The organism is Streptomyces palmae, from assembly GCF_004684805.1.
Taxonomy (GTDB): domain Bacteria; phylum Actinomycetota; class Actinomycetes; order Streptomycetales; family Streptomycetaceae; genus Streptomyces; species Streptomyces palmae.
Map to the genome: position 1 here is coordinate 1 of NZ_SRID01000051.1, position 18,080 is coordinate 18,080.

Annotated in this window: 14 protein-coding genes; 3 read left to right on the forward strand and 11 right to left on the reverse strand. The window is 73.9% G+C overall.

Annotation, left to right across the window (positions count from 1 at the left end; translation table 11 throughout):
* Positions 1–191: 191 nt before the first annotated feature.
* From E4099_RS08345 to E4099_RS08365, 5 genes are all read right to left on the reverse strand, one after another.
* The gene (locus E4099_RS08345; protein ID WP_135338324.1) at positions 192–2,321 is read right to left on the reverse strand and encodes a 3-hydroxyacyl-CoA dehydrogenase NAD-binding domain-containing protein; all 2,130 of its coding nucleotides are present in this window, start codon (positions 2,319–2,321) and stop codon (positions 192–194) included.
* Positions 2,318–3,538, reverse strand: a complete 1,221-nt coding sequence (locus tag E4099_RS08350) for a thiolase family protein (RefSeq protein ID WP_135338325.1) — start codon at positions 3,536–3,538, stop codon at positions 2,318–2,320. The genes E4099_RS08345 and E4099_RS08350 overlap by 4 nt, the downstream gene beginning before the upstream one ends.
* A gap of 181 nt (positions 3,539–3,719) precedes the next feature.
* Positions 3,720–5,006: a ribonuclease D gene (locus tag E4099_RS08355; RefSeq protein ID WP_135338326.1), complete on the reverse strand. Its 1,287-nt coding sequence runs from the start codon at positions 5,004–5,006 to the stop codon at positions 3,720–3,722.
* A 128-nt stretch (positions 5,007–5,134) separates the two neighbouring features.
* A complete protein-coding gene (locus tag E4099_RS08360) occupies positions 5,135–5,797 on the reverse strand; it encodes a response regulator transcription factor (protein ID WP_135338327.1) in 663 nt (220 codons plus the stop codon).
* A gap of 313 nt (positions 5,798–6,110) precedes the next feature.
* A complete protein-coding gene (locus E4099_RS08365; protein ID WP_135338328.1) occupies positions 6,111–6,755 on the reverse strand; it encodes a DUF3000 domain-containing protein in 645 nt (214 codons plus the stop codon).
* Between the two features lie 91 nt (positions 6,756–6,846).
* On the opposite strand from E4099_RS08365, the gene hemE reads away from it, so the two are divergent.
* Positions 6,847–7,932: a uroporphyrinogen decarboxylase gene (hemE, locus tag E4099_RS08370; RefSeq protein ID WP_167828320.1), complete on the forward strand. Its 1,086-nt coding sequence runs from the start codon at positions 6,847–6,849 to the stop codon at positions 7,930–7,932.
* Between the two features lie 507 nt (positions 7,933–8,439).
* Here hemE and E4099_RS08375 read toward each other — a convergent pair.
* Positions 8,440–9,630, reverse strand: a complete 1,191-nt coding sequence (locus E4099_RS08375) for a thiolase family protein (RefSeq protein ID WP_135338329.1) — start codon at positions 9,628–9,630, stop codon at positions 8,440–8,442.
* A 170-nt stretch (positions 9,631–9,800) separates the two neighbouring features.
* Between E4099_RS08375 and hemG the strand changes: the two genes are divergently transcribed.
* Positions 9,801–11,240: a protoporphyrinogen oxidase gene (hemG, locus tag E4099_RS08380; protein WP_135338330.1), complete on the forward strand. Its 1,440-nt coding sequence runs from the start codon at positions 9,801–9,803 to the stop codon at positions 11,238–11,240.
* A 10-nt stretch (positions 11,241–11,250) separates the two neighbouring features.
* Positions 11,251–11,979 (forward strand): hydrogen peroxide-dependent heme synthase, encoded by a 729-nt coding sequence (hemQ, locus tag E4099_RS08385; RefSeq protein ID WP_135338331.1) that lies wholly within the window; start codon positions 11,251–11,253, stop codon positions 11,977–11,979.
* Between the two features lie 79 nt (positions 11,980–12,058).
* On the opposite strand, the gene E4099_RS08390 is transcribed toward hemQ, so the two are convergent.
* The 5 genes from E4099_RS08390 to E4099_RS08410 form a co-directional block, all read right to left on the reverse strand.
* Positions 12,059–13,684, reverse strand: coding sequence for an alpha/beta hydrolase (locus tag E4099_RS08390; RefSeq protein WP_135338332.1), 1,626 nt, complete (start codon positions 13,682–13,684; stop codon positions 12,059–12,061).
* A 135-nt stretch (positions 13,685–13,819) separates the two neighbouring features.
* On the reverse strand, positions 13,820–14,620 hold the full coding sequence (locus E4099_RS08395) for a TIGR04222 domain-containing membrane protein (protein ID WP_135338333.1): 801 nt from the start codon (positions 14,618–14,620) through the stop codon (positions 13,820–13,822).
* Between the two features lie 77 nt (positions 14,621–14,697).
* Complete coding sequence (locus tag E4099_RS08400) at positions 14,698–15,699, reverse strand: TIGR04222 domain-containing membrane protein (RefSeq protein ID WP_135338334.1); 1,002 nt, start codon at positions 15,697–15,699, stop codon at positions 14,698–14,700.
* A gap of 6 nt (positions 15,700–15,705) precedes the next feature.
* Positions 15,706–17,328, reverse strand: coding sequence for an MbnB/TglH/ChrH family RiPP precursor modification enzyme (locus E4099_RS08405; RefSeq protein WP_135338335.1), 1,623 nt, complete (start codon positions 17,326–17,328; stop codon positions 15,706–15,708).
* Positions 17,329–17,589: 261 nt separating this feature from the next.
* Positions 17,590–18,072 (reverse strand): carboxymuconolactone decarboxylase family protein, encoded by a 483-nt coding sequence (locus tag E4099_RS08410; RefSeq protein ID WP_135338336.1) that lies wholly within the window; start codon positions 18,070–18,072, stop codon positions 17,590–17,592.
* Between the last annotated feature and the right edge of the window lie 8 nt (positions 18,073–18,080).

The window sequence follows — 18,080 nt, forward strand, 5'->3', positions numbered from 1 at the left end:
GACCCCGTCCGGGGGGACCCCCAGCGCCCCTGAGGGGCTGGGCGTGTGGTTTGTCGTTCCCCTGGGGACCCGGGGTGGTGGGCGCCCTGGGGGTGTGCGGGGACGGCGCAGGGCCGTACGGGGGTTCCGTACGGCCCTGCGGCGCGTTGTCTCGGGCCTAGGCGGGGGTGCGCCGCGGCCGGGGACGGGGGTTACGCGGGGACGCTGGCGACGCCCTGGGCGAGGAACTTCTTGCCGTTCACCCGCTCGGAGACGCCCTCGCGGTCCAGGTACGGCGTGATGCCGCCCAGGTGGAAGGGCCAGCCGGCGCCGGTGATCAGGCACAGGTCGATGTCCTGGGCCTCGGCCACCACGCCCTCCTCCAGCATCAGGCCGATCTCCTGCGCCACCGCGTCCAGCACCCGGTCGCGCACCTGCTGCTCGGTCAGCACCACGTCGCCCTGCTTGAGCAGCGCGGCGACCTCCGGGTCCAGCTCCGGCTTGCCGGAGTCGTAGACGTAGAAGCCGCGCTTGCCGGCCTTGACCACCGCGGCCAGGTTCTCGGAGACCTTGAAGCGCTCCGGGAAGGCGCCGTGCAGCGTCTCGGAGACATGCAGGCCGATGGCCGGGCCGACCAGCTCCAGCAGCACCAGCGGGGACATCGGCAGACCGAGCGGCTCGATGGCCTTCTCCGCGGTCTCGACCGGGGTGCCCTCGTCGATGACGTTCTGGATCTCGCCCATGAAGCGGGTGAGGATGCGGTTGACCACGAACGCCGGGGCGTCCTTGACCAGCACACCGGTCTTCTTCAGCTTCTTGGCGACCCCGAAGGCGGTGGCCAGCGAGGCGTCGTCGGTCTTCTCGCCGCGCACGATCTCCAGCAGCGGGAGGATGGCGACCGGGTTGAAGAAGTGGAAGCCCACGACCCGCTCGGGGTGCTTGAGCTGGGAGGCCATCTCGGTGACGGACAGCGAGGAGGTGTTGGTGGCCAGGATGGCGTGCTCCGGCACGACCGCCTCGACCTCGGCGAACACCTTCTGCTTGACGCCCATCTCCTCGAAGACGGCCTCGATGACGAAGTCGGCGTCACCGAACGCGGCGGCCTTGTCCAGGACACCGGTCACCAGACCCTTGAGGCGGTTGGCCTTGTCCTGGTTCACCCGGCCCTTGAGCAGCAGCTTGTCGATCTCGCCGTGGACGTAGCCCACACCCTTGTCGACCCGCTCCTGGTCGATGTCGGTCAGCACGACCGGCACCTCGAGGCGGCGCGCGAACAGCAGCGCCAGCTGCGAGGCCATCAGGCCCGCGCCGACCACGCCGACCTTGGTGACCGGGCGCGCCAGCGACTTGTCCGGCGCGCCGGCGGGACGCTTGCCGCGCTTCTGCACCAGGTTGAAGGAGTAGATGCCGCTGCGCAGCTCGCCACCCATGATCAGGTCCGCGAGGGCCTGGTCCTCGGCGTCGAAGCCCTGGCGCAGGTCGCCGTTCTTGGCGGCCGCGATGATGTCCAGCGCGCGGTACGCGGCCGGGGCGGCGCCGTGCACCTTGCCGTCGGCGATGGCCCGGCCGCGCTGCACGGCCTGGTCCCACGCCTCGCCGCGGTCCACCTCGGCCCGGACGACCTCGGTCTCGCCGCGGAGCACGGAGGCGGTCCAGATCAGCGACTGCTCCAGGAAGTCGGCGCCCTCGAAGATCGCGTCCGCGATCCCGAGCTCGTGCACCTGAGCACCCTTGAGCTGCTTGTTCTGGTTGAGCGAGTTCTCGATGATCACGCTGACCGCGCGGTCGGCACCGATCAGGTTCGGCAGCAGCACGCAGCCGCCCCAGCCCGGCACCAGGCCCAGGAAGACCTCGGGCAGCGAGAAGGCGGGCAGCGCCTTGGAGACGGTGCGGTAGGTGCAGTGCAGACCGACCTCGACACCGCCGCCCATGGCCGCGCCGTTGTAGTAGGCGAAGGTCGGCACGGCGAGCCCGGACAGCCGCTTGAAGACGTCGTGGCCGCCCTTGCCGATGGCCAGCGCGTCCTCGTGCCGGGTGAGCAGCTCGACGCCCTTGAGGTCGGCGCCGACGGCGAAGATGAACGGCTTGCCGGTGATGCCGACGCCGACGATCTCGCCGTCCGCCGCCTCCTTCTCGACCTGGTCGATGGCGGCGTTCAGGTTCGCCAGCGAGGCCGGGCCGAAGGTGGTCGGCTTGGTGTGGTCGAAGCCGTTGTCCAGGGTGATCAGCGCGAAGCGGCCGGCGCCCTGCGGCAGGTCGAGGTGGCGCACATGCGCGCTGGTGACGACCTCGCCGGGGAACAGCTCGGCGGCACCCTTCAGAAGCTCAGCGGTCGTACTCACTTGTTGCCTCCGTCGAAGTGCGGGTTCTCCCAGATCACGGTGCCGCCCATGCCGAAGCCGACGCACATGGTGGTCAGGCCGTAGCGGACGTGCGGCTGCTCCTCGAACTGCCGCGCCAGCTGGGTCATCAGACGCACGCCGGAGGAGGCCAGCGGGTGGCCGTAGGCGATGGCGCCGCCGTACTGGTTGACGCGCGGGTCGTCGTCGGCGATGCCGTAGTGGTCCAGCAGCGACAGCACCTGGACCGCGAACGCCTCGTTGATCTCGAAGAGGCCGATGTCCTCGATGCCCAGCCCGGCCTGACGCAGGGCCTTCTCGGTCGCCGGCACCGGGCCGATGCCCATCACCTCGGGCTCGACGCCCGCGAACGAGTAGCTGACCAGGCGCATCTTGACCGGCAGGCCGAGCTCCCGGGCCACGTCCTCGGCGGCGATCAGCGAGGCGGTGGCGCCGTCGTTCAGACCGGCCGCGTTGCCCGCGGTCACCCGGCCGTGCGGACGGAACGGGGTCTTGAGGGACGCCAGGTTCTCCAGCGTGGTGCCCGGGCGCATCGGCTCGTCGGCGGTGGCCAGGCCCCAGCCGAGCTCGCCGCCCTCCGGGGTGGTGCGCCGGATCGAGATCGGCACCAGGTCCTGCTGGATCTTGCCGTCGGCGTACGCCTTGGCGGCCTTCTCCTGCGAGCGGACCGCGTACTCGTCGGCGCGCTGCTTGGTGATGTGCGGGAGGCGGTCGTGCAGGTTCTCCGCGGTCATGCCCATGAACAGGGCGGACTCGTCGACCAGCTTCTCCGAGACGAAGCGCGGGTTGGGGTCCACGCCCTCACCCATCGGGTGCCGCCCCATGTGCTCGACACCGGCCGCGACGGCGATGTCGTACGCGCCGAAGGCGATGGAGCCGGCGGTGGTGGTCACCGCGGTCATCGCGCCGGCGCACATCCGGTCGATGGAGTAGCCGGGCACCGACTGCGGCAGACCGGCCAGGATGCCGGCGGTCCGGCCCAGGGTCAGGCCCTGGTCGCCGATCTGGGTGGTGGCGGCGACGGCGACCTCGTCGATGCGGGCCGGGTCCAGGTCCGGGTTGCGGCGCAGCAGCTCCCGGATGCACTTGACGACCAGGTCGTCGGCGCGGGTCTCGTGGTAAATGCCCTTCGGGCCCGCCTTGCCGAATGGGGTCCGGACGCCGTCGACGAAGACGACGTCCCTAGCGGTACGAGGCACGTTGGCTCTCCTCCAGGTGCGGGATGGCACTGCTGCGGGCAGCACGCCTTGGGCGCGCCGTCACCCCCTCATGCTACTTGTGGGTAACCAAGCTGCCCAGCCCCCCGTCCGGGAGCGGTGAAGGTCACATGGATCTGCGCGCGTACCGCCGGTAACACCCGGCGGTCCACGCGCGTCGCCATCAGGCCGAGTGCGCCGTGAGCGCCCGGGCGAGGGCCGAGGAGACCTGCTCGATCTGCCAGGGCCTGGCCCCGTACCCGGCGAGCGCCGCGGCCACCCCGGCGGCCGACGCCTCGGCCGGCGGCTCCCAGCACAGCCGGCGCACGGTGTCCGGGGCGATCAGGTTCTCCTGCGGCATGACCAGCCGCTCGGCCAGCGTGGAGACCGCGGTGCGGGCGGCGGACAGCCGGGCCGCGGCGACCGGGTCCTTGTCGGCCCAGGCGCGCGGCGGCGGCGGACCGGCGACCGCCTGGCCGGGCTGCGGCAGCTCGGACTCCGGCAGCGCGCGCGCCCGGTCGATGGCCGCCTGCCACTGCTCGAGCTGGCGGCGCCCGGTGCGGCTGCCGAATCCGCTGAGCGCACCCAGTGCCCGGATGTTGGACGGCAGCGCCAGCGCCGCCTCCACGATCGCCGCGTCGCTCAGCACCTTGCCCGGGGAGACGTCGCGCCGCTGGGCGATCCGGTCACGGGCCGTCCACAGCTCGCGCACCACCGCCATCTGCCGGCGGCGGCGGACCTTGTGCATCCCGGAGGTGCGCCGCCAGGGGTCCTTGCGCGGCGGGGCGGGCGGCGCCGAGGCGATGGCGGCGAACTCCTGCTGGGCCCAGTCGAGCTTGCCCTGCCGGTCCAGCTCCTCCTCCAGCGCGTCCCGTAGGTCGACCAGCAGCTCCACGTCGAGCGCGGCGTAGCGCAGCCAGGGCTCGGGCAGCGGGCGGGTGGACCAGTCGACGGCGGAGTGCCCCTTCTCCAGGGTGTAGCCGAGGACGTTCTCCACCATGGCGCCGAGCCCGACCCGGGGGAACCCGGCCAGCCGCCCGGCCAGCTCGGTGTCGAAGATCCGCGCCGGCACCATGCCTATGTCGCGCAGGCAGGGCAGGTCCTGGGTGGCGGCGTGCAGGTCCCACTCGGCGTCGGCCAGCGCCGCGCCGAGCGCGGACAGGTCCGGGCAGCCGACCGGGTCGATCAGGGCGGTGCCCGCCCCCTTGCGGCGCAGCTGCACCAGGTAGGCGCGCTGGCCGTAGCGGTAGCCCGAGGCGCGCTCGGCGTCCACGGCGACCGGGCCGCTGCCCGCCGCGAAGGCCGCGATCACGGCCTCCAGCCGGACCGGGTCGGCGATCACCGGCGGGACGCCCTCGCGGGGCTCCAGCAGCGGAATCGGTGCGGGCGGGACTGCGACGCCGTCGTCCGGGGGGCCGCCCCCGGTGGTTCGCAGAGTCGTCTTGGCTGCGGTCTCTTGGGCGTCGGTCACCAGTCAAGGGTATCCGTGTGTGTGCCGAATGCAGGGCGCCCGCCGACGGAACGTTCCGTCGGCGGGCGTGGCGGTTGGTCCGGAAGGGGTGCCCTTCGGGCCGCGGTGCTGCCCTCGAGGGTCGCGGATCAGTGGATGATGCCGGTGCGCAGGGCCACCGCGACCATGCCGGCCCGGTCCCCGGTGCCCAGCTTGCGGGCGATGCGGGCCAGGTGGCTCTTCACGGTGAGCGCGGAGAGTCCCATGGAGACCCCGATGGCCTTGTTGGACTGGCCCTCGGCGACCAGCCGCAGTACCTCGACCTCCCGGCCGGACAGCTCGCGGAAGCCGCCGGGGTGGCCGGGCGCGCCCGGTGGGCGGCGGTGCAGCCGGGCCGCCGCGGAGCCGATCGGGGCCGCGCCGGGGCGCCCGGGCAGCCCCAGGTTGGTGCGGGTGCCGGTGACCACATAGCCCTTGACGCCGCCGGCCAGCGCGTTGCGCACCGCGCCGATGTCGTCGGCGGCGGAGAGTGCCAGGCCGTTGGGCCAGCCCGCGGCGCGGGTCTCGGACAGCAGGGTGAGCCCGGAGCCGTCCGGCAGGTGAACGTCGGCGACGCAGATGTCGCGGGGGTTGCCGATGCGCGGGCGGGCCTCGGCGATGGATGACGCTTCGATGACATCGCGGACACCCAGTGCCCACAGGTGGCGGGTGACGGTGGAACGGACGCGGGGGTCGGCGACGACGACCATCGCCGTCGGCTTGTTCGGGCGGTAGGCGACCAGGCTGGACGGTTGCTCAAGGAGAACAGACACCAGGCCTCCTGAAGGGGAGTCGGGTGGGGACGGGTCATCAGATCCTTCGGCACCCCACCGGCCCGGCTTTAGGGGATGATCACGATCGAGTGAGTAACAATTCGGACAATTCAGACGGCTGATCGATCGGCGGAACCGGGCCCGGCGGATCGTTCCGCCTGGCCCGGTGGTGTGCCTCGGACTTGCTCCGCGGCGTGCCGTGCGGGTGCCTCGCGGCGTGCCGTGAGGATGCCCCGGCGATGCCCGTCGCGGTGTCCGGAGAGGGCTCGCCGGGGTGCCGTCCCGGTGCCCGGAGTGGACGCGTCGGCGCCGCTCAGCGGGGGCGCGGGCCGCGGCGCTGCGGCAGCGCGACGACCCCCGGGTCCGGGTTCCCGGCCGGCGGCAGCCCGGCCAGCTGGCACAGCAGGTCGCACCAGGCCGCCAGGTGGGCACCGGTGTCCGGCACCCCGGAGTCCTCGACCGGCGTCCAGGAGGCGCGGATCTCGATCTTCGTCGAGGAGTCGCGCTCGCCGATCCCGCCGAAGTGGTGGGAGCTCGCCAGCGTCACCGTGCCGCTCGGCTCCAGGTACGGGACCCCGCGCGCCTGGAGCGCGCCGGTCAGCCAGGACCAGCACACCTCCGGCAGCAGCGGGTCCGCGGCCATCTCCGGCTCCAGGTCCGCGTGGACCAGGGTCACCAGCCGGAAGGTGCCGCGCCAGGCGTCGTGCCCCTCCGGATCGTGGAGCAGGATCAACCGCCCCTCCGCCAACTCCTCCTCCTCGTCCGGGGCGACCACCGCCTCCAGCGCGTAGGAGAAGGGCGCCAGCCGCCGCGGTGGCGCGGTGGGGTCGATCTCCACCTCGGCCCGCGGCCGCGCGCCGCGCAATCCGGCTACCGCGTGCCGGAAGGCCAAGGGTGCGCCGTCCTGACCGCCTGTGCTGTCCGCACCGTCCGCGAGGTGTCCCTGAGCCGCTGCCATGCCCGGAAGACTAGGCGTTCCAGGCCCCTGAACGAGGTAGGGACACCCGGGTTGTCGGGTCACTCGTTCGGCCCGTGCGAAAATCGGGGGCATGAGCGTCTCGGACGGGCCGGAAGGCCAGCAGCAGACCGGTGGCGGCGCGGCCCCGGCGGTGAAGGACTCGGCGTTCCTGCGGGCCTGCCGGCGAGAACCGGTGCCCCACACGCCGGTGTGGTTCATGCGCCAGGCCGGACGCTCGCTGCCGGAGTACCACAAGGTCCGCCAGGGCATCCCCATGCTGGAGTCCTGCATGCGGCCCGAGCTGGTCACCGAGATCACCCTGCAGCCGGTGCGCCGGCACGGCGTGGACGCCGCCATCTACTTCAGCGACATCGTGGTCCCGCTCAAGGCCATCGGTGTGGACCTGGACATCAAGCCGGGCGTCGGCCCGGTCGTCGCCCAGCCCATCCGCACCCGCGCCGACCTGGAGCGGCTGCGGGCCCTGGAGCCGGACGACGTGGCGTATGTCACCGAGGCCATCGGCATGCTCACCGCGGAGCTGGGCGGCACCCCGCTGATCGGCTTCGCCGGCGCCCCCTTCACCCTGGCCAGCTACCTGGTCGAGGGCGGGCCGTCCCGCAACCACGAGCACACCAAGGCGCTGATGTACGGCGACCCGCAGCTGTGGGCCGACCTGCTGGACCGCCTCGCCGACATCACCTCCGCCTTCCTCAAGGTCCAGATCGAGGCCGGCGCCTCCGCGGTCCAGCTCTTCGACTCCTGGGTCGGCGCCCTGGCCCCGGCCGACTACCGCCGCAGCGTGCTGCCGGCCTCCGCCAAGGTCTTCGAGGCGGTCGCCGGCTACGGCGTGCCGCGGATCCACTTCGGCGTGGGCACCGGTGAGCTGCTCAGGCTGATCGGCGAGGCCGGCGCGGACGTGGTCGGCGTCGACTGGCGGGTGCCGCTGGACGAGGCCGCCCGCCGGGTGGGCCCCGGCAAGGCGCTCCAGGGCAACCTGGACCCGGCGGTGCTCTTCGCTCCGCGCGAGGCGATGGAGGGCAAGGCCCGCGAGGTGCTGGACGCGGCCCGAGAGCTGCCCGGCCACGTCTTCAACCTGGGCCACGGAGTGCCGCCGAACACCGACCCGGACGCCCTCACCCGCCTCGTCGAGTACGTCCACACCCAGACCGCGGGCTGAGGCCCGAGCGCGCGGTGGCGTTGCGCGGTGGCGCGGTGGGTGGCTGATCGCGCGGTGGGTCGGCTGCGGGTCGGTGGGTGAGCGCGCAGTTCCTCCCCCAGACTCCGTCCGGGGGCACCCCCAGCGCCCCTTTCGGGGCACCCGGCAGCCCGAAGGGTCACGGGCCGCCGCACGCAGGCCGCACGCTGACGCCGACCGTCCCCGCGCCCTTTTAGGGACGCGGGGAACTGCGCGACCAGCCGCAGCGGACCCGCGGCCGGCAAGATCTGCGTCCGCACCCCACGCACGGAGCGCCCTGCGTTCACGGTGGCAGGCCGACCCCGACCGTCCCGCCTCGTCGAGTACGTCCACACCCAGACCGAGCGCGGTGGGTCGGCTGCGGGCCGGTGGTCGCTGATCGCGCAGTTTCCGCGCGCCCCTCAGGGGCGCGGAGGCTGCGGGAGGAGCTGCGCGGCCCGCCACGACAGGCCCGCACATCTCGGCGCGCACCCCCCACCCCGCGGAGCGTCACCGTTCCAGGACCAGTGCCTGCCCCTGCCCCACCCCGATGCACAGCGTGGCCAGCCCCGTGCCCGAGCCGCGGGCGGCCAGCTGGTGGGCGACGGCGCCGACCAGCCGGGCCCCGGAGGCGCCCAGCGGGTGGCCGATGGCGATGGCCCCGCCGCGCGGGTTGACCTTGGCCGGGTCGAGCTCGGGCCAGGCGGCGAGGCACCCCAGCACCTGCGCGGCGAAGGCCTCGTTCAGCTCCACGGCGGCCAGCTCCTCGAAGGAGCGTCCCGCCTTGGCCAGGGCGCGGCGCACCGCCTCCACCGGGCCGAGCCCGAAGAGCTGCGGCTCGATACCGGTGACCGCGCTCGCCCCGATCCGGGCCAGCGGCTCCCGGCCGGTCTCCCGCAGCCCCTCCTCGTCGCACAGCAGCAGCGCCGCGGCCCCGTCGTTGAGCGGGGAGGCGTTGCCCGCGGTGACCGTGCCGCCGTCGCGGAAGGCCGGCTTCAGCTTGGCCAGGGCCTCCATCGAGGTGCTGTCCCGGATGGTCTCGTCGCGGGCCAGGTCGGTGCCGGGCAGCGCCACCACCTCCGCGTCGTAAGCCCCCCGCTGCCAGGCCGCCGCCGCCTTGCGGTGGCTGTCCAGGGCGTACGCGTCCTGGGCCGCGCGGTCGATGCCGTGCTTGTCCGCGATCAGCTCGGCGCCCTCGCCCAGGGCCACCGTCCACTCCGGCGGCATCGCCGGGTTGGTCATCCGCCAGCCCAGGGTGGTGGAGTACAGCTCCTGGTGACCGGCCGGGAACGCCCGCTCCGGCTTGGGCAGCACCCAGGGCGCGCGGGACATCGACTCCACCCCGCCGGCCAGCACCACCCGGGCGTCGCCCACCGCGATGGCCCGGGCGGCCTGCACCACCGCCTCCAGGCCCGAGGCGCACAGCCGGTTCACGGTGGTGCCGGGGACCGACACCGGCAGCCCGGCCAGCAGCACGGCCATCCGCGCCACATCGCGGTTCTCCTCGCCGGCGCCGTTGGCGTTGCCGAAGTAGACGTCGTCGATCCGGGCCGGGTCCAGCCGCGGGGTGCGCTCCACCAGGCTGCGCACCACATGGGCGGCCAGGTCGTCGGGGCGCACCCGGGAGAGCCCGCCGCCGTACTTGCCGACCGGGGTGCGGACGGCGTCCACGATGTACACGTCCCGTATGCGATCGCTCATCAGATCCTCTTCCACGAAGTCCGGCAGCCCGACGGCGCCTCTGCACGGCCACCCCACCGACCGTTCGGTCGTGATCGTGCGTGACGAGTCTCAGTGTGCCGAGCGGCGCTGTCAATGGAACCCCGCCGCCCGGGCGCGAGGGCGGAAACGGGGTTTGAGAGAGTGGGGACATGAACGCACAGCGGACTCCGGACAGGGGCCACGCGGTCGTGATCGGAGGCGGGATCTCGGGTCTCGCCGCCGCACACCGGCTGCTGGCAGATGGGGCGCGGGTGACCGTGCTGGAGGCTTCGCAGCGACTCGGCGGCAAGCTGCACGCCGGCGAGATCGCGGGCGTGCCGGTGGATCTCGGGGCGGAGTCGATGCTGGCCCGGCGGCCGGAGGCGGTCGAGCTGGCGCGCGCCGTCGGGCTGGCCGACCGGTTGCGGCCGCCGGCGACCACCAGCGCCAACCTGTGGACCCGCGGCGGGCTGCGGCCCATGCCCAAGGGCCATGTGATGGGCGTTCCCGGCGGCCCGGAGCCGCTGGCCGCCTCCGGGGTGCTCTCCGAGGAGGGCCTGGCCGGCGTCGCCCGTGAACCGCAGCTGCCGCCCCTGGAGCTGAGCGAGGACGTCAGCATCGGCGACTTCGTGGCCTCCCGGTTCGGCCGCGAGGTGGTGGACCGGCTGGTCGAGCCGCTGCTCGGCGGGGTCTACGCGGGGGACGCCTACCAGATCTCGCTGCGCGCCGCGGTACCCCAGCTGTTCGAGGAGGCCCGCACCCACGCCTCGCTGACCGAGACCGTGCGGGCCATCCAGCAGCGCGGCACGTCGGCGCAGCAGCCCGGCGGGCCGGTGTTCATGGGCATCGACGGAGGCGTGGGCCAGCTGCCGCCCGCGGTCGCCGAGGCGGTACGGGCGGCGGGCGGGCTGATCCGCACCGGCACCCCGGTCCGCGGACTGCGGCCCGGCACCCGGCCCGGCGACGCCTGGACGGTGGTGCTGGACGACGAGGTGCTCACCGCCGACGCCGTGGTGCTGGCGGTTCCGGCGCCGGCCGCCGCCCGGCTGCTGGCCGACTGGCTGCCCGCCGCCGCGGCCGAGCTGAACACCGTGGACTACGCCTCGATGGCCCTGGTCACCATGGCCTTCCGGCGCGCCGAGGTGGCCGGGCTGCCGGACGGCAGCGGCTTCCTGGTGCCCTCGGTGGACGGCCGCCGGATCAAGGCCTCCACCTTCTGCAGCCGCAAGTGGGGCTGGGTGCGGGACGCCGATCCCGAGCTGTTCGTACTGCGTACCTCGATCGGGCGGTACCAGGACGAAGCCGATCTGAAGCGCGAGGACGCCGAGCTGGTGGAGATCTCGCTGGCGGACCTCCAGGCGGCGGTCGGACTGGCCGCCCGCCCGGTGGCCACCGAGGTCACCCGCTGGATCGACGGACTGCCGCAGTATCCGGTCGGACACCTGGACCGGATCGCCCGGATCCGGACCCAGGTCGACGCCGTGCCCGGATTGGCCGTGTGCGGCGCCGCGTACGACGGCGTGGGCATCCCGGCCTGCGTCGCCAGCGGCCGCAACGCGGCGGGGCGGCTGCTGCCGACCCTGGCGCCGGCCGTCGCACAGGGAGAGTGAGAATAGGGTTATGACTGCTCCAGACACCGAGACCACCGGCCGGACTCCCAACGCGGGGAAGAAGGCAAAGGACCTCAACGAGGTCATCCGCTACACGATGTGGTCGGTGTTCCGGCTGCGTGAGGCGCTGCCGGACGACCGCACCGGTTTCGCCGAAGAGGTGGACGAGCTCTTCGAGCAGCTGGACGCCAAGGGTGTCACGGTGCGCGGCACCTACGACGTCTCCGGCCTGCGCGCCGACGCGGACGTCATGATCTGGTGGCACGCGGAGGTCTCGGACGACCTCCAGGACGCGTACAACCGCTTCCGCCGCACCCGGCTGGGCCGTGCGCTGGAGCCGGTCTGGTCCAACATGGCGCTGCACCGGCCGGCCGAGTTCAACAAGTCGCACATCCCGGCCTTCCTGGCCGACGAGGTGGCCCGCGACTACGTCTGCGTCTACCCGTTCGTGCGCTCCTACGAGTGGTACCTGCTGCCCGACGAGGACCGCCGCCGGATGCTGGCCGACCACGGCAAGATGGCCCGCGGCTACCCGGACGTGCGGGCCAACACCGTCGCCTCCTTCGCGCTGGGCGACTACGAGTGGATGCTCGCCTTCGAGGCCGACGAGCTCCACCGGATCGTGGACCTGATGCGGCACCTGCGGGGCTCCGAGGCGCGCCGGCACGTCCGTGAGGAGATCCCGTTCTACACCGGCCGCCGCAAGGCCGTCGCCGACCTGGTCGCCGGGCTGGCCTGACACCCGTCCCGGGTACGCGCCCCCTGACCCGCCACACGGCGGATCAGGGGGCGCGTCGCGTGACCGGCCGCGGCCGGGGTCAGGGGGTGCGCGGCATGACGGGCAGCTGCGGCGCCTGGCGCATCTCGCGGGTGGTTGCTCCGAAGGGCTGCGGCGCCGCGCGGCCCGCGCAGAACAGGTCCTGCCGCGGGGTGCGGCCGGTGAGCAGATAGGCGTTCACCGCGCTGTTCACACAGGAGTTGGGGCCGCCGAAGGTGCCGTGGCTGCCCGCGTTCCGCTCGGTGACCAGGGTGCTGCCGGCCAGTCTGCGGTGCAGCTCCAGCGCTCCGGCGTACGGCGTGGCCGCGTCCCGCTCGGCGGCCAGCAGCAGCACCGGGGGCAGCTCGCGAGGGGCGGTGCGGATGTCGAGCGGCTGCTGCCGGTCGCGCACCGGCCAGTAGGCGCACGGCAGGTTCATCCAGGCGTTGTCCCAGGTCTCGAAGGGGGCGCGGCGGGCCAGCTCGGTGTTGTCCCGGTCCCAGGTGGACCAGTCGGTCGGCCACTGGGCGTCATTGCACTCCACGGCGGTGTAGACGGCGTTGCCGTTCTCCTCCTCCACGGCGTCCTCGGGGTCGCGCGCGGCCAGGGCGACCAGCGGAGCGGTGTCCCCGCGCAGATAGGCGGCCAGCGCCCGGGCGCTGGGCTCCCAGTAGGCGTCGTGGTAGGTGACCTTGAGGAAGGCGGCCTGCAACTCGCCGGAGCCGACCCGGCCGTCCGCCGGCTTGCGGTCCAGGCCCTGCCGGGCCCGCTCGTAGGAGTCCGACACCTGCTGCGCCGTACGTCCCAGGTGGAAGACCCCGTCGTGCTGGGCCACCCAGGCGCGCCAGTCCGCCCAGCGCCCCTCGAAGGCCAGCGACTGGTCCAGGTTGTCGCGGTACCAGATGCGCTCCGGTTCCGGGTTGACCACGCTGTCCAGCACCATCCGGCGGACATGGCCGGGGAAGAGGGTGGCGTACAGGGCGCCGAAGTAGGTCCCGTAGGAGGCGCCCAGGAAGGTCAGCCCGGGTTCGCCGAGGGCGGCGCGCAGCACCTCCAGGTCGCGGGCGTTGTTCAGGCTGGTGTAGTGCGGCAGGGCCGCTCCGCCACGGCGGGCGCAGCCGGCCGCGTAGGCGCGCGCCTGCCGGATCCGCTCCCGCTGGTACTCGGCGGAGGGGCGCGCGGGCGAGGTGCTGGGGGCCTTGGCGAACTCGGCGGGATCCTGGCAGGACAGCGGCGCCGAGCGGCCCACTCCGCGCGGGGCGTAGCCGATGAAGTCGTAGGCGGCGGCCAGCTCGCGGTACTGGGGATCGCCGGCGTGGGCGGGGAAGCGCATGCCGGAGCCGCCGGGCCCACCCGGGTTGTAGATCAGCGCCCCCTGGCGCTGCCGCTTCGGGCCGCCGGCCTCCACCCGGCTGACGGTGAGCCGGATCCGCCGGCCGTCGGGGTGCGCGTAGTCCAGCGGGACGGTCACGGTGCCGCACTCCACCTGGATGGGCAGGTCTTCCACGGCGGGGCAGGGGCCGAAGGCGATACCCCGCAATTCGGCCCGTTCCACGGCCACGGCCACCCCTCGGGCCTCGGCGGAGTCGTCCCGCGGCGGGGCGGGCGTGGTGCCGGTGGCCGGGGCGACCGCGAGCGCGGTCATGGTCAGCGAGCCGAGGACGCCGTACAGCGCTGCTGCTCTCACAGGACATCCCTTCATGCGGTACGCAACAAAAGGGATATTTGGTCCGATGATTGGTGAAGTAAAGCACCAGCGTCCGGTGTCGTCGGCAATGCTCCCAATGCCGTGCCCGGCCCGGGCGGGGGAGGAGGGGAGGAATCAGCGTTCCGGGGTGCCGCCGCGCAGTGCCGCCCGGAGCTCCGGTTCGGGCAGCGCACTGGTGCCGTGCACGGCCAGCGCGGTCAGCGCGGTCGAGTCGTCCGCGCGGCGGCCGGCGCCGTCGGCGGAGCGCGGCGGGCGCGGGGGCACGGTGATCCGGCCCAGCACCTGCTGGCCGGCCGGCGAGGCCCAGCGGGTGTACGGGTGCACCTCGGCCCGCGCTATGGCCAGGGATCCGGCGGTGAGCAGCAGCGGCAGTGCGAACCAGGGCAGCACCGTGGCCGCCCCGCCCGCCGGGGGGACCATCACCAGGGCCACCAGCGCGCTGAGCAGCACCAGCGCCAGGGCCGCCCGTACCTGGCGCACCGCGTCGGCCACTCCGGTGCGCGCCCTGGCCGGGACCGCCAGGCCGGCGGCCACCAGCCGGTCGCCCAGCGCCCGCACCGCGTCCCCGCTGCCGAGCGCGGCCCGTACCGGAGGCACCGGGGACTGGCCCTCGGGCCCTATCGCGGAGATCAGCGACCGCTCCAGGTCGTCCCGGCCCTCCGGGTCGACCACGGTGACCCAGCCGGTGTGCGCCAGCAGCAGGCGTCGCTGACGGTGCATCGACACCAGGGTGAGGTCACTGACCCGCTGCGGGCCACCGGCGAGGAACGCGGTCTCGTACAGGTCCAGGCTCCGGCCGGGTGGCGCGCCGGGGAGTTCCGCACCGTCGGCCGCGCTGATCGCGGCGACGCACAGCCGGGCGCAGCTCAGTATCGCCGCACCCCAGGCGACGAGGAGGAACAGCAACCACAGCATGGCGGAGTTCTACTCCCTGGAACTCCGCCACGCCATGGGTTTTCCACGGGGTGGACGCGGAAGGCGGCACCCTCGGCTCAACTGCCGCCGCCGCAGCCGCCCCCGCCGCAGCCCCCTCCGCAGCTGGAGCCGCCACCGCAGCTGGATCCCCCTCCGCAGCTGGAGCCGCCACCGCAGGACGGACCCCCTCCGCAGGAGGAGCTGCCGCCGTCGGAGGAGCCGCACCAGGTGGTGGAGGTGTCACCGGTCGAACAACTCGCCGCCGAGGATGACGAAGACGATGACGAGCTGGAGCTGCCGGCCAGCGATCCCTGCGCCCGCAGCAACTCGTCCCGCAGCGGAAGGCCGTCGTCGAGCACGGCGACACCGACCAGGGCCACCAGGATCGCGATGTCGACGCCCCCGGCGCCGCCCGACCGCCGGCCGGGCGGCGGCACCGAGACGAGCCGGGCGCGCCGGTAGCCGGCCAGCGCCGTCCGGCCCGCCCGGGTGATCCGGCGTTGGCTGACGACGGAGCAGACCACGCCCACCAGGGCGGCCACGAACGCACCCGGCATCACCTTGACGAAGGCGGGGATGTCCGAGCCCCCGCCGCCAGGCGGCTTGACCGCCACCACGACCAGCAGGACCGTGCAGCCCATCGACTGTATTCGGCCCAGCACGCGCCACAGCCGGCCGGCGGTCGGCGGCACCAGCATCCCGCGCTCGGCGAGCCGGTCGCCGATGGCCTGGACCTCGGGGCTGCGCATCAGCATCCGGCGTGCCGTGGCCAGCCGGCCGTCCGGAGCACGCCCGAGGATGTCCAGGAGGGCGCGTTCGACCGGATGCCGGGCCTCGGACCGCCGTACCGCGAGCACCCCCGGATCGGCCGCGGCCAGCCGGCCGTCCTCGCACATGGTGCAGATCACGGTGTCCGCGACCCTCCCCGGCCCTCCGGCCAGGAACGCCGCCTCCAGCACATTGCGCACCTCGTCCGGCCGACCGGACCGGTGCCGCGTCCGGGAGGTGGTGGTGCCGATCACCAGGCCCACCGAGCAGGCCAGCAGTACCAGGTAGGTTGCCACAATCCAGGTGTCCATGACGGATCATCTCCTGCGCAGTACGTCGAGGGCGGCACGGGCGAGTCGGGCCATACGGCCGGTGGGCAGCGGCGCCGGGCCGGACCGCTCCAGCCACCAGGTGCGCAGCCGCTGCCGCACCTGGGGATCCTGCGGAGGGTCGACGGCCAGCAGGTACTCGACGAAGGCCAGCGCGTCGCGGCGGTAGCCGCCGGTCATCGGACGCGCCCCAGCGTATGCGGAGAAGGTGCCGCCGAACGCGTCGCCGAGGATCTCCGGCAGCTCGGGGGCGACCTTGGCCACCACCGAGGCCCGCTTCGCCACCAGCGCCCGGTGCTGCACACGCAGCCGTGCGCGGTCGAAGCCCTCGGGCGGTGGGGCGCCGGCCACCAGGGCGGACAGCAGCGAGGTCTGCGCGCGCGCGAGCCGGGCGCGCACCGCGTCCGGGACGTCCGGCGCCACGTCAGGGGCCCCGTGCCGGGTCGGGGTTCCGGCGGCGGGCCTGTCGCCCGCACCGGCCCGACCGGTGCCCTCGCGGGCTCCGACGGTCCCCGCGCCGGCTGCCGTGCCGGCCTCGGCCCCGGCACCGTCCTCGTCGAGGGCCCCGCCACGCCGCACCCGTCCGTCGGACAGGGGCGAGCGGGGCGCCGGGATGGCCGGCAGGGGGCCCCGCCCCGGCGAGCCCGTCGCGCGTGCGCCGCCCGCCGTACCGCCCGTGGTCGATGCCGTACGCCCGGCCCGTGCCGTCGCCCCGGCCTCGGCGAGCTCCGTCGCGGCCGTCACCGCCGCGCTCAGTGCCGCGCCCTCGGTCACCGCCCGGATCGTGTCCAACTCGGCCGCCAGCTCACGGTAGTCGGGGAAGTCCTCGTCGCGCTCCAGGAGTACGCCCGGGGGCGTGGTCCGTGCGCACAGCTCGGCCAGCACGTCCAGCACCGGGGCGGACACCGGGTGGGCGTGGCTGTCGTGCCACACCCCGCCCCGCTCCACGCCGCCGGCCACATGCACGTAGGCGATGGCGGAGGTGGGCAGGGTGTCCAGCGCCAGCAGCGGGTCCTCGCCGCGGTTGACGTGGTTGGTGTGCAGGTTCGCCACGTCGACCAGCAGCCGCACCCCGGTGCGCTCCACCAGCTCGGTGAGGAACTGCCCCTCCGTCAGCTCCTCGTCCGGCCAGCGGAACAGGGCCGCGATGTTCTCCAGGGCCAGCGGCACCGGCAGCTCGGCCTGCGCGATACGGACGTTGGCGCACAGGACGTCCAGCGCCTCCCGGGTGCGCGGCACCGGCAGCAGGTGCCCGGCCTCGACGACCGGAGGTCCCCCGTGTTCGAGCGGAGTCGAGAGCGTGGGAGAGGCCAGCGGCCCGCCGGCCCGGACGAAGGCGATGTGCTCGGTCACCAGCGGCGCGCCCAGCGCCTCCGCGCGCTCGGCCAGGGCCGCCAGCCGGTGCGCGTCGGGCCGCGCCGCGCCGCCGAGCCCCAGCGACACACCATGCGGTACCACGGTGGTGCCCCGATCGCGCAACTGCCGCAGGGCATCGGGCAGGTGGCCGGGGCAGATGTTCTCCGAGACCACCTCGACCCAGTCGATCCCGGGCAGCCGCGCTATGTCGTCGGCTATCTCCGGTCGCCAGCCGATCCCGGTTCCCAGGCGCATGGCGAATCCCCCCTTTCGTTCGTGCGAGAGTGATGACCCCGCTGGGAAGGGACGAATCTCGGGCAGCCGCGGTTCAGAGCTTCATTTGAGCTTCCGGGCCCGGCACACGCGGCCTCGATCCGCGGCGCCGCGGACGGCATGGGCCTTCCACCGCTACGGCCTGCCGGGGGACCGGCACCGGGGAGCCGCGGCCGCGCCCCGGCACACGCGGGCCCGGCCCGGATCGCGGTGATCCGGGCCGGGCCCGCCGGCGACCGCCGTCTACTCGAACGAGGCGAACATGCCGGGCTGGTAGGAGCCGCCCCGCTGGTGCACGATCACGGCGAGCCGGTTGGCCGCGTTGATCAGGGCGACCAGGCAGACCAGCGCGGCGACCTGGTCCTCGTCGTAGTGTTCGCGCACCTCGGCCCAGGTCTCGTCGGACACGCCCTGGTGGGCGTCGGCGAGCCGGGTGCCCTCCTCGGCGAGCGCCAGCGCGGCCCGCTCGGCCTCGGTGAACACGGTGGACTCACGCCAGACGGCGACCAGGGCGAGCCGCACCGCGGTCTCCCCGGCCTCCGCCGCCTCCTTGGTGTGCATGTCGACGCACCAGCCGCAGCCGTTGATCTGGCTGGCCCGCAGCGACACCAACTCCCGCGTGGACTTGGGCAGTGACGACTGCTCGAGCACCAGGTTGGTGTTGGCGAACCGCTTGCCGAACTTGAGGGCGATCTCGTTCTCGAACATGTTGAACCGGGCGTTCATGCTGGTGT